The following is a 24,727-nucleotide window of genomic DNA, read 5'->3' on the forward strand; positions in this document are numbered from 1 at the left end:
ACAAAAGATCAACCAATGTCGATCTAGATCGACAAATTGGCTAACCAAACATGCTTAAATAACTTCCGAAAATAACCTTCTAAGAGGAACAAAGATGGACATAAAAACATGGAATGCTTACAAGTATGCGTTAATTGTGGCTATTGGCGGCTTTGTATTTGGCTTAGATGCCGCCATTATTTCCGGCACAGTGCGCTTTATCGCGTCGGAGTTTTCCCTCACTGATTTGCAAATTGGCACTGTAGTAGGCGCGCCAAGTTTAGGTGCAATTTTGGCCTTGCTAGTCGCCGGCAAAACTGCCGACGCCCTGGGCCGTAAAAAAACCCTCATAATTATTGCTGGTCTTTACGTTGTCTCAGCCTTGCTGTCAGCTTTAGCAACTAGCTTTATGATGTTAACCATGGCGCGCTTTATTGGCGGATTAGCCTTTAGCTCGCTTTCTTTAGCCTCTATGTACATTGGTGAAATAGCCCCCGCTAAACAGCGTGGCAAACTCGTCTCGGCGAATCAATTTAACATTGTGATTGGTTTATTAGCGGCTTACTTCATTAACTACTATTTAGTGCTGCATGTAAGCGAGAACTCCTTATTGTTTGCCCCCGATACCGTATGGCGAACCATGTTAGCTTCGGAGCTTATTCCCGCGGTGCTTTGGGTAATCTTACTTTGCCGCGTGCCAGAATCTCCTCGCTGGTTAATGATGAAAAACAAACAGGAACAAGCTAAAGAAGTACTGCTAAAACTGTTGCCAGAGCAACGCGCCGAAGAAGTACAGGCTGAGATTGAACAGAACCTAAAAGAACATCAGGACACCAGTAGCATTAACGAACAACTTAAGCTGTTGTTCTCGTCGCCAATGAAAACCATTTTTGCGATTGGCTTTATCATGGCGGTTGTACAAGGCATAACCGGTATGAACGCGATTCTGTTTTATGCCCCCACAGTGTTCGAACAAATTGGTTTTGGCTTAAATGCCTCGTTCCAACAAGCTATCTACATTGGCATAACGAGTGTGGTATTCACGGTATTAGCGGTTTTCTTCATTGATAAAGTTGGCCGAAAACCACTGCTTATCTTTGGGCTATTAGCGGTAGTACTAAGCCACGCAACTTGTTGGTACGGCTTTAGCAACGCCAGCTACAGCATTAATCAACAAACCATCGATAAACTAGAAGAGGTAATCGATACTACTCCACTTAAAGCCCAGCTAAATAGCCAATATGCTGATGATGTTAGCTTTAAGGAAATGCTAGCAACTAACTATGATGCCGATACGCTGCGACTAAGCGAAGGGCATATTATTGAAGCCGCCATTTCGGTCAACCCAATTGTTATTTTAGTGGGCATTTTGGCCTTTATCGCGGCCTTTCACATTTCTATTGGGCCTATTATGTGGGTACTGTTTTCGGAGATTTTCCCTAACTCGGTGCGAAGCGTTGCGATCCCATTGTTTGCATTGGTCACCAGTGTTGCCAGTTACTTAATCCAGCAGTTTTTCCCTTGGCAGCTAGCCAACCTAGGTGCAGCAAATACCTTCTTAATGTACTCAGTGTTTGGCTTAATAGGCCTATTACTGCTGTGGCCACTGTTGCCAGAGACTAAGAATAAAACCATTGAGGAAATTGAAGATACGTTGGTAAACAAGCGCAACCAGCCAACCACCAGCGCAGAAGTATCAGATAACCCGGTAGGCAGTAACGCACCTAGTGCATAACGTTTAGCTGTTAAAGCCAAATAAAAAAGCCGCTAAATGTTCATTTAGCGGCTTTTTCTTATAACAATTGTAATTAATGGCTTTCGGTAAAGTTGCTATCAAATTCCATTGCGAAGAAGTAATCGTCTAAATCAGTATCGCTATTGTCAGAGCTAGCTATCTTAAGTAACTCTTGCTTACTGTTCTCGATATGTTGCCACACTGCTTGCTTAGCATCTTCTGGAGAGCGTTTTTGCAAGGCTAACAAAATTCGCTTGTGGTCATTAATCCACATCGACTGCAAACGTTCTTCGTGTAAAAACTGATGGTTAAGCTCATTCCACAGCGGGTTGGTGGTACGTACCGTGCTCCACATGTCAACCGCTTGGTTAATCAGCACTCGGTTTTGAGTCGACTCAGCAATTAAGCTATGAAATTGCTGATCTAGTGCTTCAAACTTCTCGCTGTCGCCATTTATCTCACTCTCTTGCAGTTGCAGTACCTTTTTAAGTTCACGTAGCTCGTTAAACTTAATTTGAGTGGCGGCAAATCCGGCAATGCTGCTTTCGATAATCTGGCGCGCCTGGAGCAACTCAAAAGGTCCTACATCACTTTTTGGCAATATAGTACGCTTGTTAACTTTTTCAGGAGAATCAATGAAGTAAATACCAGCACCTTGGCGAACCACAACCAAGCCTTTCAACTCCAGCATAATTACAGCTTCTCGGATAGTTGCGCGGCTGGTTTCAAATCGTTCGCTTAGCTCTCGCTCTGATGGCAGTCGTTCACCCGCTTTAAACACGCCTGAAAACAACAATTCCTCGATTTGCACGCCAATATCATAATAGCGACGCTTGGTATCCATCTTAGCCATAATGTCATTTAACCTTTGGGGAAATATAGAAACTATCTAACTTTTGGTAAATCAATTCAAGTAAGTTCTAGACCGAAGCCTGAATAGTAACGCCTTTTAGCGCGTATCGGTAGTCAACCACAACTACCGATGTCTCATTTTGATCTAAATTGTACGACTAATAATAAATCACGCCTTAAATACATGAAATTTAGAAAATATTCATTTACCAAATGAAATTCTACAAAATTGACAGAATAACTTGTGAACCTCATCACTTTAAAGGTTAACCTTTATGGCGTAGAATGCACAAATTGGTTTACCAAATTTGTTTTATCTCCACTGGGAATCTAAAGGAAGTTAGATGAGCACAGTTACTCACAAAATGTTTATCAATGGTGAATGGTTAGAATCAGCTACCGGCAACACCATTGAAGTTGTAAATCCAAGTAACGAACAGTTGGTTGGCTATGCTCCGCAAGCGAGCCGTGAAGAAGCAGCTAATGCTTTACGCTCATCAGAAGCGGCTCAAAAAGACTGGGCTAAATTACCGGCACAAAAACGTGCAGAACTAGTAGCAGCACTAGCAGACGAATTAGAAGCAGACGCTGAGCGTTACGCCGAAATGATTACCCAAGAACAAGGCAAACTGCTAAGTGATGCACGTGGCGAAGTAGCCGGTTCTGTTGGATTTTTGCGTTACGCTGCTGAATCAGCTCGCCGCATTGAAGGCGAGATAGTCACCAGCGAAAATCAAGACGAACAGATTTGGATCCAACGTGTGCCTTTTGGCGTAACCGTGGGCCTGCTAGCTTGGAACTACCCGCTAGCGCTTGCGGCACGCAAACTAGGTAACGCCTTAGTCACCGGCAATACCATGGTAGTAATGCCACCAGCAGACACTCCGCTCACGGTATTAGAGTTCTCAAAACTAATCGCTAAAGTAGGTTTCCCTAAAGGCGTCGTAAACATTGTTTCAGGCCTAGGTGGTGAGGTAGGCGACGAGCTAGTGCGCAACCCTATTACTAAGCTTGTGACTCTAACCGGCAGCTCGGAAGTAGGCTCTATTTTATACCGCTCTGCTTCAGAGAACATTACAGCACTAAACCTAGAGCTTGGCGGCAAAGCGCCGTTTATTGTACTAAACGACGCCAACATCGACGAAGTTGTTGAAATCGCGGTTAACTCTGGCTTTGGCAACTGTGGCCAAATTTGTACGTCTAACGAGCGCATGTATATCCATAAAGCGATTTACGCAGAGTTTATGGATAAGTTCATCGCTAAAGTGAAGCAACTTAAGATAGGCGACCCAATGTTAGCTAGCACTGACGTTGGCCCTAAAGTTAATGCTCGCGAAGTGGAAAAACTGGTTGAGATGATCAGCAAAGCCAAGGCCGAAGGCGCAACCATCGCTTGTGGTGGCGGAAAACCAAGTGGCGAAGAGTTTGCCAATGGTTACTGGTTTGAACCTACCGTGGTTACCGATGTAAACAACCAAATGGACATCATGAAACAAGAAGTGTTTGGCCCAGTTGTAGCTGCAATGCCAATTGATAACCTAGAGCAAGCATTACAGTATGCCAACGACATCGACTTAGGTTTGTCTGGCTACGTATATACCAACGACATGCGCAAAATCATGCAAGTTGTTAACGAATTAGAGGTCGGCGAAATCTATGTTAATCGCCCGAATGGTGAGCTATTAAATGGCTTCCATACAGGCTTTAAACGCAGTGGTATCGGCGGCGAAGATGGGAAATACGGCTTGGAGGGATACTTGCAGAAGAAAACCATTTACCTGAACTACCAGTAATCTTTTTTATTCCTTTTGACAATTGTTAGCACTTTGCCTTGGTAGTCATACCAAGGCCTTTTTTTATCTTCCCTTCCGAGAGCTTGCTCACCAACACTCCCCTTCTGCAAAACAAAAACAATAACTTGATCACACACCTTACAACAGGTTAACAATGAACATAAATTGATCGACCAGATCGCATAAATAGGTTAATAACTGTGCGATATTTGTTATCACACTAAACAGGGAGATAACAATGAAAGGATTCACTAAGCACCCACTACTATTAGCCTGCGGTTTAGGTTTATCACTCAGTATTTATGCGGCAGACTGGGATAATATCCCAATTCCAGCAGAGCTAGACCCAGGACAAAGCTGGGAGTTACAAGAAAGCTATTCAGATTCTTTTAACTATTCGGGTAAGCCAAGCTCCTTTACCAGCAAATGGAAAGACGCTTACTTTCATAACTGGACAGGCCCTGGCCTCACCTACTGGTCAAGCGATGAATCGTGGGTTGGTGATGGTAACTTAATTATTAGTGCATCTCGCCGCCAAGGCACTAACCAAGTTAATGCTGGGGTTGTCACCTCTAAAACCAAAGTGAAATACCCAATTTTCTTAGAAGCCAACATTAAGGTAAGCAACTTAGAGCTCTCTTCTAACTTTTGGTTACTAAGTGAAAACGACCAGCGCGAGATTGATGTTCTGGAAGTGTATGGCGGTGCGCGCCAAGACTGGTTTGCCAAAAACATGTCAACCAACTTCCACGTATTCTTCCGTAACAACGATAACTCAATTAGCAGTGACTTTAACGACCAAACACACAATACCCCTACTTGGGGCAATTACTGGCGTGAAGGCTTCCACCGTTTTGGCGTTTACTGGAAAAGCCCCACTGAGGTGACCTTCTACATTAATGGCCAAAAAACCACTAAAGGCGCTTGGAGCCAAGTGGTAATGAAAGATAAAGATTATACCGGTGCCATACTAGATAAAAGCCGTTACAACATGGATCAAGAAATGTTCATTATTCTTGATACCGAGGACCATTCTTGGCGCTCTGAAGCAGGCCATATTGCCACCGATGCAGACCTAGCAGATGGCGATAAAAACAAAATGTACGTAGATTGGATTAGGGTTTACAAACCTACTGGTGGCAGCACTACTCCGCCAACAGGCGGCATTACTCCACCTAGCGGTTATACCAACCTTCAAGTGGCTCACTCTAACTTATGCCTAGATGTGAAAAGCGGCGCATTATGGAACGGTAGCACCTATCAACAGTGGTCATGCAACACCGGTAACAATAACCAGCGTTTCCAATTTACTGCTTTAGCTAATAACGAATACAGCATTAGCGCAAAAGTAAGCCAACTATGTATGGAGCTAGCATCTGGCAGCTCTGCAGACGGCGCTAAAGTTCAACAATGGGTTTGTAACCACGCCAATACAAGCCAAGTATGGAGTCTTGTAGATAAAGGCAGCAATACCTTTGAAATCCGCAATAAACAAAGCGGCAAATGTTTAGAAATAGCCAACAATTCGGGCGCTAATGGCGCAGATCTTAGACAATGGTCATGTGATGGAGGTACCAACCAACGTTTTAAATTCCAGTAGTATTTTTTAGCAATTCCTTCCTTTGGCCAGTGGTGATAATACCACTGGCTTTTTTAAATCCAAATAGCTATGGCTTAATACTTCAGCTTACTTACTGGGTGCACAGCAACTAGAGCGAACCAATAACTGAGTGGGCACAATGGTGTCTTGGCTGGCTTTACTGCCCTGTAATATCTTCATTAGCGTATTGGCGGCGGCTTTGCCGATGTGTTCGTTTAAACCACCCTTCATTCTATTTGCTGAAATTAGCCATTGTTGCCTTTCAAGATCAATCTCTTCCCATCGCGCACCTGCAGCTTCTGCTGGGCGAACACACGTCATAAGTTGCCGCATAAACGCTGATTTAATGATAAAAGGTAGACGAGGACTGCATTACATTACGAATTAAACTAGGAAGCTCTTGTATATCAATAGAAGGATTATGAGTGCCATGATTCGCCTTAAAGGCTTCCGCTAAACCTGATAGCGGGTTGGAGTGAATAACACCAGTATTGACAGCATAGGTGGCTATTTGATTAAGTTTAGTTCTTGTTTTTTTGCAAGGTTTCTAAGTGATTGCTCTTTTCGAGTGGACTTAAAGCATCTATAACGATTGGCGCTGAAATATCTGGCATAGGCAACAAAGCTTAGGAAACTCGTGCAACTCTAATAAGCGCCAAGCCTTACTTGCGGTAAGCTCATCAATACGCTTTCGCTGCTTCCAACGTTTAAACCAGCGTTTGGCTACTACTTGAAGAGTTTGGCTGTATTCCAGTTCTGCCTCTTTTCTCATTTGCTGGCTATGAACTTTAGGGTCTATCCCTGCCGCCACTAATGCCCTTGCTTCCGATCTTTTCCGGCGGCATCTGCAAGTGAAACTTCGGGATACTGACCAAAACTGATTTTGAAGTGCTTCTTGCTGATTGGTACAACATAATCAAAAAACCACGACTTACTGCCATTAGGGCGGACTCGCAGTGATAAACCATCTCCGTCAGCCAAGGAGTATTCTGACAGCTTGGCTTTAGCTTGCTTTATCTGAGTGTTAGTTAGCGGTACCGCTGTTCAGGCCATTCGTTCAAGCCCTCATTGGCATGGGGTTACTTGGAATTATCTGGGGTTACATTCAGGGTTACATAAAGAATCTGGATTTAACAAGACGACAAAAAACGTCTCTGGACTGAAAATGGAGGTAAACGTTGATTTCAAAACGTAAAAAAGCCGTCACTAGGACGGCTTTTTCTTAATTTGGTACCAGAGGCCGGACTTGAACCGGCACGCTATCACTAGCGGGGGATTTTGAATCCCCTATGTCTACCAATTTCATCACTCTGGCATTTATTTTTTACTCGCCTTAGCGAGTGATTGGCATTATAAGCTGCGTTTTTAGATTGGCAAGCGCTTTTTGTTTTTAAGCCCACTAAGTGTTTAAGAATTGTGCTAGCAAGCGCCTAGTTGCAGAAAGTGGCAGATTTTACTGCTTAGATTAACTCTCAGCCAGCCGAGATTTGCTACCATACAGGAAACTAATTAGAGGCAATAAAACAATGGCTGACGCTAGCGCTACCACTTCACTGCCAACCGCAGGTTTCTTTCGCCGTTTAGGGGCTTATATCTACGATGCCTTAATGGCTGTTGCTATTGGTATGGTCGCCACCATGCTTGGCTTAGCAATGGTGGCTATTGGTACCAGCATAGGTGCAATTACCTTACCCGAGGGCATGGAGCACTCTACTTACTTGGTTAGCCAAATTTGGTTTCAAGGCTTAATTTGGGGCAGCATCATAACGTTCTATATTTGGTTTTGGCATAACCATGGCCAAACTATAGGTATGCGCGCGTGGCGCTTGCGAGTGCAGAATAAAGATGGCTCCAACATCTCTTATACCCAAGCGCTTATTCGTTTATTCACATCGGCATTGGGAGCGGGAAATTTGATGGTAATAGTCACCAAAGACAATACTGCCTTCCAAGATATTTGGGGCAGATGCCAAGTGGTGACCTTACCTAAAAAGTAGCGCTAGGTTCTGCGATTAATTAAGAAGAAGGCAATACCTAGTACCAATATGCTAGGTATTGCGGCACTTAAATAAGGCGGCACGCCATACACCAAGCTCATTGAACCAAGCACTTGATCTAAGATGTAATAGCTAAACCCGGCAACCACACCCAGCATAATTTTAGCGCCCATACTTGAGCTTCTCAGTGGCCCAAATACAAAGGATAAAGCCAACAGCATCATTATGCCGGTAAGAATAGGCATCATTAGCTTACGTGCTAAGGCAAGTTCGTAACGCGCGGGATCTTGGCGATTCTGTTTTAAATAACCGATGTAAGAATACATTCCAGAAATAGACAGATCGTGCGGTTTAATGGTTACTACACTGAGTTTATCGGGTGTTAAAGTACTGCTCCAAGGGTAGTTTTCATAACGGGTTTCAACCACACCGTCATCGCTAAAATCAATCACCTTGGCTTCACGAATCACCCAACGATTAGTATCGTAAAATGCTTGATTACCTTCTACTTGTTGATACAGCTCGGCGTCGTCATTAAAGCGATAAATGGTGATGTTAAATAGCTCTTTGCTCTCTTGAACTTCACCAATATTAACAAAGCTCTCGCCATCTTTAGCCCATACACCGCGCTGCACCGCTACCATAGCACCGCCCGACATTTTGCTCGAACGCAGTTCCTTAGCGGCCATATCGGCACGTGGAGCCACATACTCGCCCAATAACATCATCGCTATCATCATCGGTACCGCTGTTTTAAGTACCGCAACAGCAATATTAAAACGCGACAGGCCAGAGCTTTGCATTACCACTAGCTCACTGGTGCTAGCAAGCGAGCCCAAGCCAATCAATGAGCCTAGTAAAGCAGCCATTGGAAAGAATATTTCTAGCTCGCGAGGCACACTAAGTAATACATACCAAAGCGCATCAACAATTTGGTAATCACCTTGGCCTACGCTGCCAAGCTGCTCAACAAATTTCACGATCATGCTCAAGCTTTGCAAAGTAACCAGTACCAGCAAGCTCGACATGATGATGGTGCGGCCTATATACCAATCAATTATCCGAAACACAGGCCTTTCCTTTAACTTTTCCGCGAACTTTTAAATAGTACTCACTACGTAAGAATAGATAACTGAGCGCTATAAACAGCATAAGAACATGCACCGACCACAAACCTACTTCGGGCGATATCTTGCCTTCTTCTAAGGCACTTCTGGCTGCACTAAGCATCAAGTAATAGCTTAAATACAGCAAAATAGCAGGCAACAGTTTAGCGTAACGACCTTGACGTGGATTAACTGCAGCTAAGGGCACCACCATTAGGGTTAAGATAGGGATAGTAAGCGGCAGAGAAATACGCCATTGTAACTCGGCTATTTGCGTTAGATCGTCAGAGCCAATCAATTGCTTGGTGGGCAAAGACCACAAACGGCGTTGCGATTGGTTGCCTTCTTGCTCTCGCAAATACACCCGATAACGCTCGAAGTGCAGAATACTGTAGTCCAGCTCTTCTGGTGCTTGCTCATAACGTTTGCCATTAGTAAGCACCATCCATTGAGAGCCGTCGGTGCGCCTTTCAATGCCACCTTCTTCCGCCATTACCACCGACGGGCGAGTATCACTGCCCTCTGCTGGGGTATGCGCTACAAATACTTTTTCAAGATGTTGGCCTTTGTTTTCGATTTGCTCCACAAAGGTCACCACCCCGCCACCCAAGGACTCAAAACGCCCTTGCACCAATATCGATATTCCGGCTTCTGCGTCCATTTGGTCAAATAGCTGTTGCTCTAACTCGTTGGTATATGGGCTTAAATATAAAGTATTAAAGCCTGCTGCTAAGGTAGACAACAAACCCAATACCATGGTGTCACGCAGTAATTGGGCGGTACTGTAACCACAGGCTTGTAGCACCACCATTTCACTATCGGCGTATAAGCGACCATGAGCCACCAAAACACCAATAAACATGCTAATTGGCAGGATAAGAATCAAAAAGGCAGGCATGTTCAATAACATGACCTTGGCGATAATTTCACCTGCAACATTGCCTTCAGCTGCTTGAGATAAGACTCGAACAAACTTTTGCGAGGTAAAAATCAATAATAAAACAGCCAACACCGCCAGTTGGGTTTTTGCTGTTTCTTTAAATAAGTAACGGAATATTAGCACTCAGTCATTCACTTCAAACATAGAACTTTGCTGGTAATAGCAAAAAATTCAGATAAACTTTCTATTTTTTACAGTTTCACATAGCAATATGTGCCTGTATAGCTCATATTTATTTAAACAGTAGATAGAATCGGCCGCCCGTTCTAGCAGGTAAGCTATCTTAACCCAGTTTTGGAGATTGTAGGAGTATTCATGGAGTTTAGCGTAAAAAGCGGTAGCCCGGAGAAGCAACGTAGTGCGTGTATAGTTGTAGGTGTGTACGAACCACGTCGTTTATCGCCCGTTGCAGAACAACTCGACAAAATTAGCGATGGCTATATTAGCGCCTTATTACGTCGCGGAGATTTAGAAGGCAAAGCTGGCCAAGTACTGTTGTTGCATCATGTACCTAACGTATTAAGTGAGCGCGTATTATTGGTTGGCTGTGGTAAAGAGCGTGAATTAAACGAGCGCCAATACCGCCAAATCATTACCAAAACCATTAATACCTTAAACGAAACCGGCTCTATGGAAGCGGTGTGTTTCTTACCTGAGCTGCATGTTAAATCGCGCAATACTTACTGGAAGGTTCGCCAAGCGGTAGAAACCACCCAAGAAACGCTCTACAGCTTTGATATGCTTAAAAGCAACCGTGAAGAAACTCGTCGTCCGCTACGTAAAATTGTATTTAACGTGCCTACCCGCCGCGAGCTCACCATTGGTGAAAGCGCCGTACAACATGGATTAGCGGTAGCCCAAGGGGTTAAACACGCTAAAGACCTAGCCAACTTGCCACCTAACATTTGTAATCCTGCGTACTTGGCTGATCAAGCCAAAGAGCTACAAAGCAATTACGACAACGTAAAAGTAACCACCCTAGGTGAAGCCCAAATGGCGGCTCTTAAAATGGATTCTTACTTAGCCGTTGGGCGTGGCTCAGACAACGAATCAATCATGAGTGTGATTGAGTATTGTGCGCCAGGCTGCGAAGACCAAAAACCGATTGTATTGGTAGGTAAAGGGCTTACTTTTGACTCTGGTGGTATTTCTTTAAAACCAGGCGCAGGCATGGATGAAATGAAATACGACATGGGCGGTGCTGCAGGAGTTTACGGCACCATGAAAGCTTTGGCCGAGTTACAACTGCCGCTTAAAGTGACCGGTATTCTAGCAGGTTGTGAAAATATGCCTGGTGGTAATGCTTATCGACCAGGTGACGTGATCACTACGATGTCGGGCATTACTGTAGAAGTGCTAAATACCGACGCCGAAGGCCGCATGGTATTGTGTGACGTACTTACCTATGTAGAGCGTTACGAGCCAGAATTAGTGATTGATGTGGCTACTCTAACGGGCGCTTGTGTGGTTGCACTAGGCCACCATACCTCCGGCTTAATGACGCCGCATAATCCACTTGCACACGACTTACTCAACTGTGCCGAGCAAAGTGGCGACAAAACTTGGCGCTTACCATTAGGTGAAGAATACCAAGAGCAACTAAACAGTAACTTTGCCGACATGGCCAATATTGGCGGAAAAACTGCGGGCTCTATTACCGCAGCTTGTTTCTTGTCGCGCTTTACCAAAAAGTACAACTGGGCTCACCTCGATATTGCAGGTACAGCTTGGAAAAGCGGTGGCGAGAAAGGCGCAACTGGTCGCCCTGTGCCATTGCTTACTCAATTCTTAATTAGCAAAACTGATCAAGAAATAGAAGAATAAGCCAATCCGCTTGTTCACTAGAAGGGAGCATTTGCTCCCTCTTTTCTTTTCAGGGCAAAATTTCTTGCTCAAAGGCCTAAAACTAAGCATTGCCGTGCATATTTCAAACAAGTAGTCTCTAGCGTATGAAAGCGAAATTTTATATCATGCCCGATTCTGTCACCACTGACAGCGAAGCCTTCGATAAAATAGTGTGCAATGTGCTTGCGCAATACTATCGAAACGGCGAGCGCATACAAGTTTATACCTCGTCTAAGCAGCATGCAGAGCGCCTAGATGAAGTGCTTTGGCAATTTGAGCCAGAGCAATTTGTACCGCATAACCTCAGTGGTGAAGGCCCCCAAGGAGGGGCGCCTGTCGAGATATCATGGCAGGCACCTAGGCAACGTCGCCAGTGTTTAGTGAATCTCACTGAAACGGCACCAGATTTTGCCAGAAATTTTCAACATATTATCGATTTTGTGCCAGCAGATGAAACCGGCAAGGCTGCGGCTAGAGAACGTTATCGTGTGTATCGCCAACAGGGTCTACAATTAGACACCGCAGCATACACAAACCCAGAAATTACATAGAGTCAGTACATCCAATGGAAAAGACCTACAACCCAAGCGCAATTGAACAAGCGCTATATCAAGGATGGGAACAACAAGGCCACTTTAAGCCGCATGGCGATACTTCAAAAGAAGCCTATAGCATTATGATCCCACCGCCAAACGTCACTGGCAGCTTGCATATGGGACATGCGTTTCAAGACACCATTATGGATACCTTGATCCGCTACCAACGCATGCAAGGTAAAAACACCTTGTGGCAAGTAGGTACTGACCACGCCGGTATTGCTACCCAAATGGTAGTTGAGCGCAAAATTGCAGCCGAAGAAGATAAAACTAAACACGACTACGGCCGTGAAGCCTTTATCGATAAAATTTGGGATTGGAAAGCCGAGTCGGGTGGCACAATTACCAAACAGCTGCGTCGCTTAGGTGCATCTGTAGACTGGGAGCGAGAGCGCTTCACCATGGATGACGGCATGTCTAAAGCCGTAGAAGAAGCCTTTGTACGCCTTTACGAAGACGACCTTATCTACCGCGGTAAGCGCCTAGTTAACTGGGATCCAAAACTACACACTGCTATTTCTGATCTTGAAGTTGAAAACAAAGAAAAGAAAGGCCACATGTGGCACCTGCGCTACCCGCTAGCCGATGGTGAAACCACCAGCGAAGGTAAAGATTATTTGGTGGTTGCCACTACCCGTCCAGAAACCATGTTAGGTGATACCGGTGTTGCGGTTAACCCAGAAGATCCTCGCTACAACGCCCTTATTGGCAAGTTCATCGAGCTACCATTAGTCGGTCGCCGTATTCCTATCGTAGGTGACGAACACGCCGATATGGAAAAAGGTACTGGTTGTGTAAAAATCACTCCCGCTCACGACTTTAATGACTGTGAAGTTGGCAAGCGCCACAAACTTCCGATGATCAACATTCTTACCTTGAATGCAGACATTCGCGACGCAGCCGAAGTATTCACTAGCAATGGTGAGCCATCAGAAGTTTATTCAACGGATATTCCGGCAGAGTTCCAAGGTTTAGAGCGCTTTGCAGCACGTAAAGCCATTGTGGCCAAGTTTGACGAGTTAGGCCTGTTACAAGAAGTAGCCGACCACAACAACACTATACCTTATGGTGACCGAGGCGGCGTAGTAATTGAGCCAATGCTGACCGACCAATGGTATGTACGTGCCGCGCCGCTTGCTAAAACCGCTACCGAAGCAGTAGAAAATGGCGACATCAAATTTGTACCACAACAATACGAGAACATGTACTTCTCATGGATGCGCGACATTCAAGATTGGTGTATTTCACGCCAACTTTGGTGGGGCCACCGCATTCCCGCTTGGTACGACGAGTCAGGCAAAGTATACGTAGGCCGTAACGAGGCCGAAGTACGCAGCAAACACAGCTTGGACGACGACGTTATGCTTCGCCAAGACGACGATGTATTAGATACCTGGTTCTCGTCAGGCTTATGGACCTTTGCGACGCAAGGCTGGCCTGAAAAAACGCCGAATCTAGCCACCTTCCACCCAAGTGATGTATTGGTAACCGGTTTTGACATTATTTTCTTCTGGGTAGCCAGAATGATCATGATGACCATGTATTTCATCAAAGACGAAAACAACAAGCCTCAAGTACCTTTTAAAACGGTATACGTAACAGGGCTTATTCGTGATGAAAATGGCGACAAAATGTCGAAGTCTAAGGGCAACGTACTTGACCCTCTAGACATGATCGATGGTATCGATTTAGAAAGCCTAGTGACTAAGCGCTGTGGCAACATGATGCAGCCACAACTTGCTAAAAAGATTGAAAAAGATACCCGTAAAACTTTCGAAAACGGCATTGAAGCCCACGGTACCGACGCCTTACGTTTCACCCTAGCCGCTATGGCGACCACCGGTCGTGATATTAACTGGGACATGAACCGCCTTGAAGGTTACCGAAACTTCTGTAACAAGTTATGGAATGCCAGCCGCTACGTATTAATGAATACCGAAGAGCAAGACTGCGGTAAAGACGGCGGCGAAATGGAGTTTTCGCTGGCTGATCGTTGGATTGAAGGCCAATACCAGCAAACCGTTAAAGCTTACCGTGAAGCACTGGATACTTACCGCTTCGACATTGCTGCTCAGCTTATTTATGAGTTCACCTGGAACCAGTTCTGTGGTTGGTATTTAGAGCTTACTAAACCTGTATTGTTTAAAGGCACTGAAGCTCAGCAACGTGGTACTCGCTATACCTTGCTAAACATTTTAGAAAGCTTACTGCGTTTAATGCACCCAATCACGCCGTACATTACCGAAACTATTTGGCGCCAAGTCGCTCCATTGGCCGGTAAAGCTGAAGCAACTGATAGCATTATGCTGCAAGGTATTCCTGAGTTTGATGCTTCACGCATCGACGAAGCAGCAGTGGCAGATTTAGAGTGGCTTAAGCAGTTCATTCTAGCAATTCGCAACATTCGTGGTGAAATGGACATTAGCCCTAATAAACCACTAAATGTATTGCTGAAAAATGCTTCAAGCGAAGATTTACGCCGCTTAAACGATAACGCCCCATTCTTAGCCTCTTTGGCTAAGTTAGAAAGCACTACAGCATTAGCCGAAGGTGAAGCTGCTCCAGCCTCTGCCACCGCTATTCTTGGTGACATGGAAATCTTGATTCCTATGGCTGGTCTTATCGATAAAGATGCAGAGCTAGCGCGTATCGGCAAGCAACTTGAAAAACTAGATAAAGAGCTGTCTAAAGTATCAGGTAAACTGTCTAACCAAAAATTTGTAGCGAACGCGCCAGAGCAAGTTATTGCAAAAGAACGCGGCAAGCTAGAAGAGATGGAAAATGCCAAAGCTAAGCTAGTGGCTCAGCAAGAGACTATTGCAGCGCTTTAGTATTCTATGATTTAAAAGTCCTCCTGCGGGAGGACTTTTTTGTTTGTGAAAGGACAAAAAATGAATAAAAGCTTAATCACCAACTTAATCACGTTAGCGTTGGTAGCGTTTGGCTACTTTGCTAATCATAGCTTGGTGTTCTCTATCGGGTTGTTTGCGCTATCGGGCGCGGCGACTAATTGGATTGCCATTCATATGTTGTTTGAAAAAGTGCCGGGCTTGTATGGCTCTGGAATTATTCCGGCACGTTTTGATGATTTTAAAGCGGGCATTAAACAGCTAATGCTTAATCAATTTTTCACTCCCGAAAACATCGACCGATTTTTGTCTGATGCCAGCGGCAAAGCGGTGCAGCTTAACCTACGCCCAGTTATCGACAAAACAGACTTCAGCCCAGCCTACCACGCCTTAGTTGAAACTATTGAGAGCTCGTCGTTTGGTGGCATGTTAGCCATGGTGGGCGGTAAAGAAGCACTTACTCCGCTAGAGCAACCATTCATCGATAAACTTAAAAATGCAGTGATTGAAATTAGCGAAGATGAGCAATTTAGTGAAGCATTGCGCGAAGAGCTTGAACAACCTGAACATTTAGACGACGTGCAGCAAAAAATCACGGTGATTATTGAGCAACGTTTGGCTGAGCTCACCCCACAACTGGTTAAGCAAATTATTCAAGAAATGATCCGCAAACACCTTGGATGGTTAGTGGTATGGGGCGGTGTATTTGGCGGGCTCTTTGGCTTAATTCATGGCCTAGTGTAAGTTTTAAGCTAGTTGCTTGCGGCTAGCTGTTTTCCTGCTATCAAGGCTTCTATCTCTCCGTTACTTAACATCCCTTTTAAAAGGTTTGAAATCTCTTGCTGACGCTCCAGTAGCGGTGATAACTTGGAGATCGCTAAATAAACTGGACGCCGTGTTTGCTGGCGATAATCAGCATGTTTAAACCAGGATGCAATACCCTGCTCTTTTAGGAAGTAATCCCCTTCCACACAAGACATCACTACGGCATCGACTCGCTTACCTTTAAGTAAGCGAAACGCAGCCATATCGTCGATAACTTCATGTTTGCTCAGCGCTTGGTCTTGGTCAAAACGCTCAAAGTACGCCACCTTGCTTTGCACCGAGATAGTTAACTTGCCCAAGTCTTGATAGCTATTTACTTGATACTGGCTATCGTTTTTCAAGTAAAAACAAATACTTTGAAAACTGCGATAAGCAGGCTCCACAAACGCCATGTACTGTTCGCGCTCAGCATTTCGGTAGAGACCTGTCATTACATCACTTTCACCCACCATCATGTGCTTTAAGCAACGTTTCCAGCCACATCCCTTGGTTTCCAATTGTAAATCCAAGCGCTCACTTATAACCTTAAGTAACTCTATTTCTATTCCACTTAAGCTACCGTCAGCTTCAATGGTTCGCCATGGCGGCCAATGCGCATTTGCGGTCATAAGGGTTTGTTGCGCCCAAACAGGTGTGCTTAGTAGCAAACAAAGCAATATCCGTAGTCGTGTCACAGCTAGTCCTTTAGGCTTATCTTGTTATAGTGTAGTCAAAAAAAAAGGCGCTAAATGCGCCTTCTAATCATGTATAGCTGAAACTTATTGCTCGTCGTCTTCTTCGCCAGACTCGAAATAAGTGCCCCAGCCATCGTAAATTACTTTATGTTTCTCTGCGATTTTGGCTAAAGTTTCAATGTCTTCTTTGATGCCTTCCGCTTCTAGAGATGCCTCAATTATCACATCAAAACACCATACCTTGCCGCCATCTTCTAGCTCAGCTTCTTCGGCATCGCTTACTTCAAAACCTGCTTTAAAAACGTCTACAGCGGCTTTCTCAAGCACTTTAAAGTCTTTGCTGGCGATGTGATGCTCAATAGTGTACTCAGCGTCAGGATCGCTGCCATCGGCCAACAACTCTTGAATAATCAGATCGGTTTCTTCTTGCCAGTCATTAATTACTTGTTGCAGGCTCATGCTTGTTCTCCCACCGCAGCTTGATTTAATTCGACTTGTTTTTTATGAACTTCTTGGTAATCGGCGGCTTCGCCACGCGCTTCCATGGTTAGCTCATAGATACGTTGTTCCATAGTATCGTGCAACTGGGTAATTTCGGCACGTAGATTTTCTTTCCATTGGCTCACATCAATCGGCTTGCCCACTTCTACAATCACTTTACCGTTATTCCAGCGGTTAAGCTTTACTTGGCCGTGGGTAGACGAGCAGCAAATTGGCAACATTGGCACCTTAGCCTGCATGGCTAAATGAAAAGCCCCGGTTTTAAAGGCTTGTAAACCACGGCCGTAGCTACGAGTTCCTTCGGGGAACATCCATACCGAGAGATGGCGTTTATCGATGGCTTCTGCGGCTTGTTTAATCGTATCAGCGGCTTTACTACGGCGATCACGGTCAATAAGAATGTTACCGGTGATCCAGTAAATTTGGCCAAAAAATGGAATTTTAGCTAGGCTTTTTTTGCCTATCGACACCACTCCTTTGCGCAAAGCAAAAGGTAAGGTGAACATATCGTAGCTGTTTTGATGGTTGGCGATCCACACTGCTTTGTCTGGCAGTTCTTCAGTAACAAAACGCACTTCAACGTCAATCCCGACAAAACGTCCACACTTGGCAATTAATACACCAATTTGATGCACCAAATCAGGGTGACGAGGTCGCGTTAAACAATACAAAATCACAAACGGAAATGCCGTCAGCATTACCAAGGCAATAAACAAAATTCGAATTACGGCTAACATGGCACCCCCATTAAAACAGCCCGCAGTATACGCGCTGTCATTTAGGTGAACAAGTGTAAGCTGAAAAACTTAATCTAAGCGTCATCTGTTGTTGGCTCGTCATTTTCTAAGGCAGTGGCCTCTATTTCAATGCCATCAACACGTTGCAATCCACGCGGCAGTTTATTACCACGACGACCTCGCTCGCCACGGTAGTGATCTAAATCGCTGGGCTTAAGGGTAAGTTTGCGCTTACCTGCAAACAAAGTGACCGACGCATCGGCAGGCACCACTTGCAGCAAGGTGACATATTCTTCGCGATTCTTAACCCGCGCCGTTGGAATGCTTATCAGTTTATTACCTTTACCTTTTGCCAGTGCTGGCAGGCTGGTAAGCGGGAAGACTAACATTCGCCCTTCGTTGGAAATAGCTAGGCAGCTATCGGTGTCATAACTGCTCACTTCAATAGGCGCCAGTACCTTGCTGCCTGCTGGCAGATTGAGGTAGGCCTTACCATTTTTATTCTTGCTAAGCATGTCGGCGTATTTGCCAATAAAACCATAACCAGCATCAGAAGCGATTAAATAGCGTTGCTCATCATCGGCCATCACCACATGGCTAAACATTTCACCAGGTGCCGGGTTAAAGCGCCCAGTTAAAGGTTCACCTTGACTACGCGCCGAAGGCAAAGTGTGCGAATCAAGTGAATAACTGCGCCCTGCGGTATCAAAGAACACTGCCTGTTGGTTGCTTCGACCACTGGCGCTGCCTAAGAAGCTGTCTCCGGCTTTATAGCTTAACCCATGAGCATCTACTTCGTGGCCTTTAGCGGCTCTTGCCCAACCTTTATCCGACAAAACCACGGTAATGGCTTCGTTTGGCATGAGTTCTTTTTCACTTAAAGCTTTGGCTTCAGAGCGTTCCACCAGTGGTGAACGACGCTCATCACCATAGGTTTCAGCATCGGCAATTAGCTCTTTTTTAAGCAATGTGCTCATACGGCGTTCGCTGCCTAACAGCTTTTCGAGCTTATCGCGCTCTTCGGCAAGTTCAGCTTGTTCGCCGCGAATTTTGATTTCTTCTAACTTAGCCAGTTGACGAAGTTTAATCTCTAAAATAGATTCAGCTTGCTTATTGGAGAGACCAAAACGTTCCATAAGGGCTGCTTTAGGTTCATCTTCCGTTCGAATAATCTCGATAACTTCATCAATGTTTAAGAAGGCAATTAACAAGCCTTCTAAAATATGTAAGCGTGCCAGTACTTTGTCTAAGCGGTACTGTAATCGGCGACGCACTACGTCTCGGCGGTAACGTAGCCACTCATTAAGTATTTGTAATAAACCTTTCACTTGTGGGCGGTTATCTAAGCCCAGCATGTTGAGGTTAACTCGGTAATTACGCTCCAGATCTGTAGAAGCAAACAGGTGATTCATCAGCTGATCAACATCTACTCGGTTTGAGCGAGGAACAACGACGATGCGGGTGGGGTTTTCATGGTCTGACTCATCACGTAAGTCCACCACCATTGGCAGCTTTTTAGCCTGCATTTGTGCAGCTACTTGCTCTAAGACTTTAGCGCCAGACACTTGGTGTGGCAATGCCGTAATAACTACTTCACCATCTTCGGTATGAAATACTGCACGCATCTTCACCGAACCACGGCCAGTTTCGTAGATTTTACGAATGTCTTTGGCTGGCGTGATAATCTCAGCTTCGGTGGGGTAATCAGGTGCTTGAACGTGCTCTAGTAAGTCTTCAAGTTGCGCTTTTGGGTTATCCAACAAATGCACACAAGCATTAGCGACTTCTTTCACATTATGTGGCGGAATATCGGTAGCCATGCCCACCGCAATGCCGGTAACACCATTTAGCAAAATGTGTGGCAAACGCGCTGGCAGCGTCTTAGGCTCATTCATTGTGCCATCAAAGTTAGGGATCCAATCACAAGTTCCCTGACCTAACTCGCTAAGCAATACCTCTGAGAACTTAGACAGCTTGGCTTCGGTATAACGCATTGCAGCAAAGGATTTCGGGTCATCGGGAGCACCCCAGTTACCTTGCCCATCCACCAGAGGGTGGCGATAGGAGAATGGCTGAGCCATTAATACCATGGCTTCGTAACAGGCCGAGTCACCATGTGGGTGATACTTACCCAGTACATCACCTACAGTACGTGCCGATTTTTTATATTTCGCATTGGCCGATAAACCGAGCTCCGACATGGCGTAAATAATGCGTCGTTGCACCGGTTTTAAGCCATCCCCAATATGCGGTAAGGCGCGATCCATGATGACGTACATGGAATAGTTTAAATACGCCTGCTCAGTGAAGTTACTCATTGATAGGCGTTCTACGCCCTCTAAACTGAGTTCATTGGCATCACTCATGCTCTAATAACCTTTTATGTTCCTTGCAAAGCTAGCACTGCTGAGGCTTTGTCAAATTGCCAGAAATAGCGTGCGCTAGCTGGTTTACCGATGTAATAGCCTTGCGAGTAATCCACTCCCAAGTTGATAAGTTCGTTATTTAATGCTTCCGACTCTACAAACTCGGCCACGGTTTTATGGCCAAGTTGATTGGCAATATCAACCAGGGCTTGAATAAATACTTTGTCTTCATTCTGATTAAGAATTTCTCGAACAAAAGAGCCGTCGATTTTTAAGTAATCAAAGGGCAAATGTTTCAACGAATGGAACGACGAATAACCTACACCAAAGTCGTCCAGCGCAATGGCGCAGCCTAAAGCTTTAAGACGACGAATATGCTCTTCTGCTTGCTTCATGTTTGGCAGCGCGGCGGTTTCGGTAATTTCGAAGATAATCATATCACCAGCGATATTGCGACTAACAAACTCGCGAGCAATGCGCGCAATCACTTTTTCGCTACAGAAAGAGCGTGCCGACAAGTTAATTGCAAGTTTATCGGTAAAGCCGTTACGCAGGTTTGTTTCCATTTGTTGCAGGGCTTGCTGTACTACCCACAAATCAATTTTGTCAATTTGGCCGTTTTTCTCTGCTGCCAAAATAAGCTGATAAGGCGAATGCAATTGCTCTTTTTCATCGCGCACTCGCAATAGCACCTCATAGTGTTCAACCTTATTGAGCTTGTTATTCATGATTGGCTGATAGTGCAGCTCTAGGCGATCACGCTCAATGGCGTTTTGTGCTAAGTCTAACCAGTAATGTTTTTTGGCTAGTTCAGTATCACTGTTTTCTGCTTGGAAGGTAACCACACAGTTTTTACCTAGCTCTTTTGCTTGGTTGTTACAAATGTCAGCCTTGGCCATTAAATCTTCAAAGCCGTTACCATGTTCAGGGAAGGCAACAATGCCCACACAGGCCGACGCTGTATGAATAATGTTATGCCCTGGTACACTCACCTGCGCCAACATGCTGATGATTCGCTGAGCCACCACTTCGGAATAGGCAAGGCTGGTGCCTTGTAAATAGATAGCAAACTCGTCACCGCTAATACGCGCCAATAAAGTATCGTTTGGCAGTAAGCGCTCTAAGCTTGAAGAGACTTGGCGCAGCATTTCATCACCCGCGCCGTGACCACTGATGTCGTTTACATATTTGAAGTTATCAAGATCCACCATTAGCAAACAGCCATAGCGCTTCTCTTTAACCATCTGGGTAATGACTCGCTCAAACTTACGGCGGTTAGGTAAATCGGTTAAATTATCGTAATTGGCCACCCACTCTAGTTCTTCGGCGCGGCTTTTAAGCTGCTGCTCCAAAGCTTCTAGCTGGTAGGAAAGGCGAATTAAGGTGTGATTAAGCTCGTCAGATTCATCTTGTAATAGACGTTTGCCATTACTCTCTAGGTTACGACGAAACAGGTTATGTGACGAGCGGGCTAATAGCGGTAAGTTGTCGATGGTACGGCGGATCCGCCTAAGTGATGGACTCAGTGCAAATACAACAATCGCGCCGGCAAAAAACAACGCGCCAATACCAAACAGTAAGTTGTTGTAATCCGCACGCTTAAGCTGATTTAGCTGAGTATTAATGTCGTTCACAATGGCGTAGTAAACAGGTTTTTGCTGACTGGTATTGTTTACCTTGAAAGCATGCAACTCGGTAAGGCCCATCTCAGTATTAAACTGCTCCACCCCGTGTATTATATTTTCAGCGTTTAAACCTACTAATAAGTCTTGAACCATTTCACGAAAAGCCGACTCCGCATACAGTAACTCAAGGCTGTTATCGTCGTTAAGCTCAACCAAAAAGTGATGGCTGCCTTGGCTTGCTGGGAAAAGCTCCAGCAAACGTAAGGAGTCGATACTGTAGAAAATTCGATAACTGCCCTGCTCTTCCATTTTATCTAGGTCAGTTGCGATGATAATGCGACAGCTTAGGGGACAATCGAGTATCCATTTTGCTTGCACGTCGTCGGGATCTTTAAGCATCCACTCTAGCGCTTTCTCGCTATGTGCGATATAACCAAACTCGTATTTTAAACCCTCTAGAGGGTCTACCACTGCAATGCTACGCACTGGTAGTTCGGTATTAGCCCGTAGGTCTTGCCAGAAAGAATCGAATATCGCAGGGAGGTTTTCTTGTTGGTAAGAATCAAAACGATAAGACTGGCTAGAGGTTACGCCTTGTAAGCGCGCAAACACATCGCGATAGTATTTTTGCAGCTGGTATTGTTGGTTGTCGATAACTTGCGCACGGCCAAGCTGGAAAAAGCTTTTTAAGTTGTCATGGTTGAAGCTGATTAAGCCCACCAAGGTCACTAACAAAACACCGCATAACAGCAGCAATGCTTTACTGGCTAAACCTAATCGCAAATCGCGCATGCTCAATTTGTTCCCTATACCAAGTCTGAGGCCATATCGCCTTTGGTTTCTAGCCACTGTTTGCGGTCGCCCGAGCGCTTCTTGGCTAACAACATGTCCATTAGCTGCACAGTAGCTTCTTCCTCTTCAACGGTAAGTTGAACAAGGCGACGTGTATTTGGATCCATGGTGGTTTCACGCAGTTGCAAAGGGTTCATTTCACCCAAACCTTTAAAGCGCTGTACATTAACTTTACCGCGTTTTTTCTCGGCCTCAATGCGATCTAGTATGCCTTGTTTCTCATCTTCATCGAGTGCATAGAAAACTTCCTTACCCACATCAATTCGGTACAAAGGCGGCATAGCAACGTAAATATGCCCCTGCTCAACCAATGGTCGGAAGTGCATCATAAACAAGGCGCACAGCAGCGTGGCAATGTGTAAGCCATCGGAGTCAGCATCCGCTAGAATACAGATTTTGCCGTAACGTAAGCCACTTAGATCGCTACTGTCTGGGTCAATACCAATAGCAACTGAGATATCGTGAACTTCTTGCGAGCCCAATACTTCTGTCGCATCAACTTCCCAAGTGTTTAGAATTTTTCCGCGCAGTGGCATTACAGCCTGAAACTCACGTTCTCGAGCCTGCTTAGCACTACCGCCCGCAGAATCACCCTCCACTAAAAACAGTTCGCCAGTTAACGGATCTTGACTCGTACAATCGGTGAGCTTGCCGGGTAATGCCGGGCCAGAGGTGACCTTTTTACGGGCAATCTTTTTGGTTGAGCGAAGTCGACGTTGAGCATTGCTAATGAACACTTCGGCCAACAGCTCTGCTTGATCGGTATGAGTATTTAGCCACAAGCTAAAGGCATCTTTAACAATCCCTGAAACAAAGGCTGCTGATTGGCGCGAAGATAATCGCTCTTTAGTTTGTCCGGCAAATTGCGGATCTTGCATTTTTACCGACAAGACATAACAACAGCGATCCCATATATCATCAGGCGTTAGTTTTAAGCCACGCGGCAGGATATTGCGAAATTCACAAAACTCACGCATGGCATCAAGCAAACCTTGGCGCAAGCCGTTTACATGAGTACCACCTAACGCAGTAGGGATTAGGTTTACGTAACTTTCGGTAATGCTTTCGCCACCTTCCGGCAACCAGCTAACCGCCCAATCTACAGCTTCGTCTTTACTTGAAAATGCACCAGTAAAAGGATCTTCTGGCAGGCTAATGTAATCTTTAAATGATTGGCTTAGGTAATCTTTTAGGCCATCTTCAAAATACCATTCGTCGTTTTGCTTATTAACCTTGTCGACAAACTTAATGTTTAGACCAGGACAGAGTACCGCTTTAGCCCGCAGTAAATGACGTAAACGTGATACTGAAAATTTAGGGCTATCAAAATAACTCGGGGTTGGCCAAAAACGTACTCGGGTGCCGGTATTTCTTTTACCTACGCTGCCCGTTACCGTTAGCTCTTCAACCTTATCGCCATTCTCAAAGGCCATTTCAAACAGTTGACTGTCACGACGTACTTGAACTTCAACCCGTGAAGACAAGGCATTCACCACGGAAATACCCACACCATGCAAACCACCAGAGAACTGGTAGTTATCGTTAGTAAACTTACCACCGGCATGTAAGCGGGTGAAAATAAGCTCTACACCACTGACTTTTTCTTCTGGGTGAACATCGGTAGGCATACCACGACCATCATCAATAACTTCGATTGACTGGTCTTCAAATAAGGTGACTGTAATAGCACGAGCATGGCCGGCTAAGGCTTCATCGACACTGTTGTCGATAACTTCTTGGGCTAAATGGTTGGGGCGAGTGGTATCGGTATACATGCCAGGACGGCGTTTAACCGGATCTAAACCACTTAATACTTCAATAGAGTCTGAATTATATTGATCAGCCATGATAGAAA

20 protein-coding genes and 1 tRNA gene are annotated in these 24,727 nt (G+C 45.1%); 8 read left to right on the plus strand and 13 right to left on the minus strand.

Annotated features, from left to right (window positions below; genetic code table 11):
• Positions 1-58: 58 nt before the first annotated feature.
• Positions 59-1,714 carry a sugar porter family MFS transporter gene (locus K5609_RS17255; protein ID WP_281423350.1) on the plus strand — a complete coding sequence of 552 codons (1,656 nt, stop codon included), beginning with the start codon at positions 59-61 and terminating at the stop codon, positions 1,712-1,714.
• Between the two features lie 73 nt (positions 1,715-1,787).
• On the opposite strand, the gene K5609_RS17260 is transcribed toward K5609_RS17255, so the two are convergent.
• A complete protein-coding gene (locus tag K5609_RS17260; protein ID WP_016403226.1) occupies positions 1,788-2,567 on the minus strand; it encodes an FCD domain-containing protein in 780 nt (259 codons plus the stop codon).
• A 343-nt stretch (positions 2,568-2,910) separates the two neighbouring features.
• Between K5609_RS17260 and aldA the strand changes: the two genes are divergently transcribed.
• Both aldA and K5609_RS17270 read left to right on the plus strand, forming a co-directional pair.
• On the plus strand, positions 2,911-4,359 hold the full coding sequence (gene aldA, locus K5609_RS17265; protein WP_221074716.1) for an aldehyde dehydrogenase: 1,449 nt from the start codon (positions 2,911-2,913) through the stop codon (positions 4,357-4,359).
• Positions 4,360-4,597: 238 nt separating this feature from the next.
• Positions 4,598-5,959 carry an RICIN domain-containing protein gene (locus K5609_RS17270; protein WP_221074717.1) on the plus strand — a complete coding sequence of 454 codons (1,362 nt, stop codon included), beginning with the start codon at positions 4,598-4,600 and terminating at the stop codon, positions 5,957-5,959.
• Positions 5,960-6,046: 87 nt separating this feature from the next.
• Here the strand turns inward: K5609_RS17270 and K5609_RS17275 are convergent, their stop codons facing one another.
• The 4 genes from K5609_RS17275 to K5609_RS17290 all read right to left on the minus strand — a co-directional run bounded on the left by K5609_RS17275 (position 6,047) and on the right by K5609_RS17290 (position 7,274).
• Positions 6,047-6,292, minus strand: a complete 246-nt coding sequence (locus tag K5609_RS17275; RefSeq protein ID WP_221074718.1) for a hypothetical protein — start codon at positions 6,290-6,292, stop codon at positions 6,047-6,049.
• A gap of 250 nt (positions 6,293-6,542) precedes the next feature.
• Entirely contained in the window at positions 6,543-6,770 is a 228-nt protein-coding gene (locus K5609_RS17280) for a hypothetical protein (protein ID WP_221074719.1), read from the minus strand.
• Positions 6,770-6,940 carry an Arm DNA-binding domain-containing protein gene (locus K5609_RS21925; protein ID WP_425514826.1) on the minus strand — a complete coding sequence of 57 codons (171 nt, stop codon included), beginning with the start codon at positions 6,938-6,940 and terminating at the stop codon, positions 6,770-6,772. Before K5609_RS21925 ends, K5609_RS17280 begins: the two co-directional genes overlap by 1 nt.
• A 247-nt stretch (positions 6,941-7,187) precedes the next feature.
• A tRNA-Leu gene (locus K5609_RS17290) sits at positions 7,188-7,274 on the minus strand.
• A 211-nt stretch (positions 7,275-7,485) separates the two neighbouring features.
• Between K5609_RS17290 and K5609_RS17295 the strand changes: the two genes are divergently transcribed.
• A complete protein-coding gene (locus tag K5609_RS17295; protein ID WP_221074720.1) occupies positions 7,486-7,956 on the plus strand; it encodes an RDD family protein in 471 nt (156 codons plus the stop codon).
• A gap of 2 nt (positions 7,957-7,958) precedes the next feature.
• On the opposite strand, the gene lptG is transcribed toward K5609_RS17295, so the two are convergent.
• Both lptG and lptF read right to left on the minus strand, forming a co-directional pair.
• The gene (gene lptG / locus K5609_RS17300; protein ID WP_221074721.1) at positions 7,959-9,026 is read right to left on the minus strand and encodes an LPS export ABC transporter permease LptG; all 1,068 of its coding nucleotides are present in this window, start codon (positions 9,024-9,026) and stop codon (positions 7,959-7,961) included.
• Positions 9,010-10,125 carry an LPS export ABC transporter permease LptF gene (gene lptF, locus K5609_RS17305; protein ID WP_221074722.1) on the minus strand — a complete coding sequence of 372 codons (1,116 nt, stop codon included), beginning with the start codon at positions 10,123-10,125 and terminating at the stop codon, positions 9,010-9,012. Before lptF ends, lptG begins: the two co-directional genes overlap by 17 nt.
• Positions 10,126-10,317: 192 nt before the next feature.
• On the opposite strand from lptF, the gene pepA reads away from it, so the two are divergent.
• The 4 genes from pepA (at position 10,318) to K5609_RS17325 (ending at position 16,036) form a co-directional block, all read left to right on the plus strand.
• Complete coding sequence (pepA, locus tag K5609_RS17310; RefSeq protein ID WP_221074723.1) at positions 10,318-11,826, plus strand: leucyl aminopeptidase; 1,509 nt, start codon at positions 10,318-10,320, stop codon at positions 11,824-11,826.
• A 125-nt stretch (positions 11,827-11,951) separates the two neighbouring features.
• On the plus strand, positions 11,952-12,398 hold the full coding sequence (locus K5609_RS17315) for a DNA polymerase III subunit chi (RefSeq protein ID WP_221074724.1): 447 nt from the start codon (positions 11,952-11,954) through the stop codon (positions 12,396-12,398).
• A 14-nt stretch (positions 12,399-12,412) separates the two neighbouring features.
• Positions 12,413-15,274, plus strand: coding sequence for a valine--tRNA ligase (locus K5609_RS17320; protein ID WP_221074725.1), 2,862 nt, complete (start codon positions 12,413-12,415; stop codon positions 15,272-15,274).
• Positions 15,275-15,334: 60 nt separating this feature from the next.
• Complete coding sequence (locus K5609_RS17325; RefSeq protein WP_221074726.1) at positions 15,335-16,036, plus strand: DUF445 domain-containing protein; 702 nt, start codon at positions 15,335-15,337, stop codon at positions 16,034-16,036.
• 8 nt (positions 16,037-16,044) lie between these two features.
• On the opposite strand, the gene K5609_RS17330 is transcribed toward K5609_RS17325, so the two are convergent.
• From K5609_RS17330 to parE, 6 genes are all read right to left on the minus strand, one after another.
• Positions 16,045-16,791, minus strand: coding sequence for a substrate-binding periplasmic protein (locus K5609_RS17330; protein ID WP_221074727.1), 747 nt, complete (start codon positions 16,789-16,791; stop codon positions 16,045-16,047).
• 84 nt (positions 16,792-16,875) lie between these two features.
• Positions 16,876-17,250: a ribonuclease E inhibitor RraB gene (rraB, locus tag K5609_RS17335; RefSeq protein WP_163133127.1), complete on the minus strand. Its 375-nt coding sequence runs from the start codon at positions 17,248-17,250 to the stop codon at positions 16,876-16,878.
• Positions 17,247-18,029, minus strand: coding sequence for a 1-acylglycerol-3-phosphate O-acyltransferase (locus tag K5609_RS17340; protein ID WP_221074728.1), 783 nt, complete (start codon positions 18,027-18,029; stop codon positions 17,247-17,249). Before K5609_RS17340 ends, rraB begins: the two co-directional genes overlap by 4 nt.
• Before the next feature lie 74 nt (positions 18,030-18,103).
• Entirely contained in the window at positions 18,104-20,395 is a 2,292-nt protein-coding gene (parC, locus tag K5609_RS17345) for a DNA topoisomerase IV subunit A (protein WP_221074729.1), read from the minus strand.
• A gap of 14 nt (positions 20,396-20,409) precedes the next feature.
• Positions 20,410-22,812: a putative bifunctional diguanylate cyclase/phosphodiesterase gene (locus K5609_RS17350; RefSeq protein ID WP_221074730.1), complete on the minus strand. Its 2,403-nt coding sequence runs from the start codon at positions 22,810-22,812 to the stop codon at positions 20,410-20,412.
• 14 nt (positions 22,813-22,826) lie between these two features.
• On the minus strand, positions 22,827-24,719 hold the full coding sequence (gene parE, locus K5609_RS17355) for a DNA topoisomerase IV subunit B (RefSeq protein WP_221074731.1): 1,893 nt from the start codon (positions 24,717-24,719) through the stop codon (positions 22,827-22,829).
• Between the last annotated feature and the right edge of the window lie 8 nt (positions 24,720-24,727).

This window comes from Agarivorans aestuarii (assembly GCF_019670125.1).
GTDB classification, from domain to species: domain Bacteria; phylum Pseudomonadota; class Gammaproteobacteria; order Enterobacterales; family Celerinatantimonadaceae; genus Agarivorans; species Agarivorans aestuarii.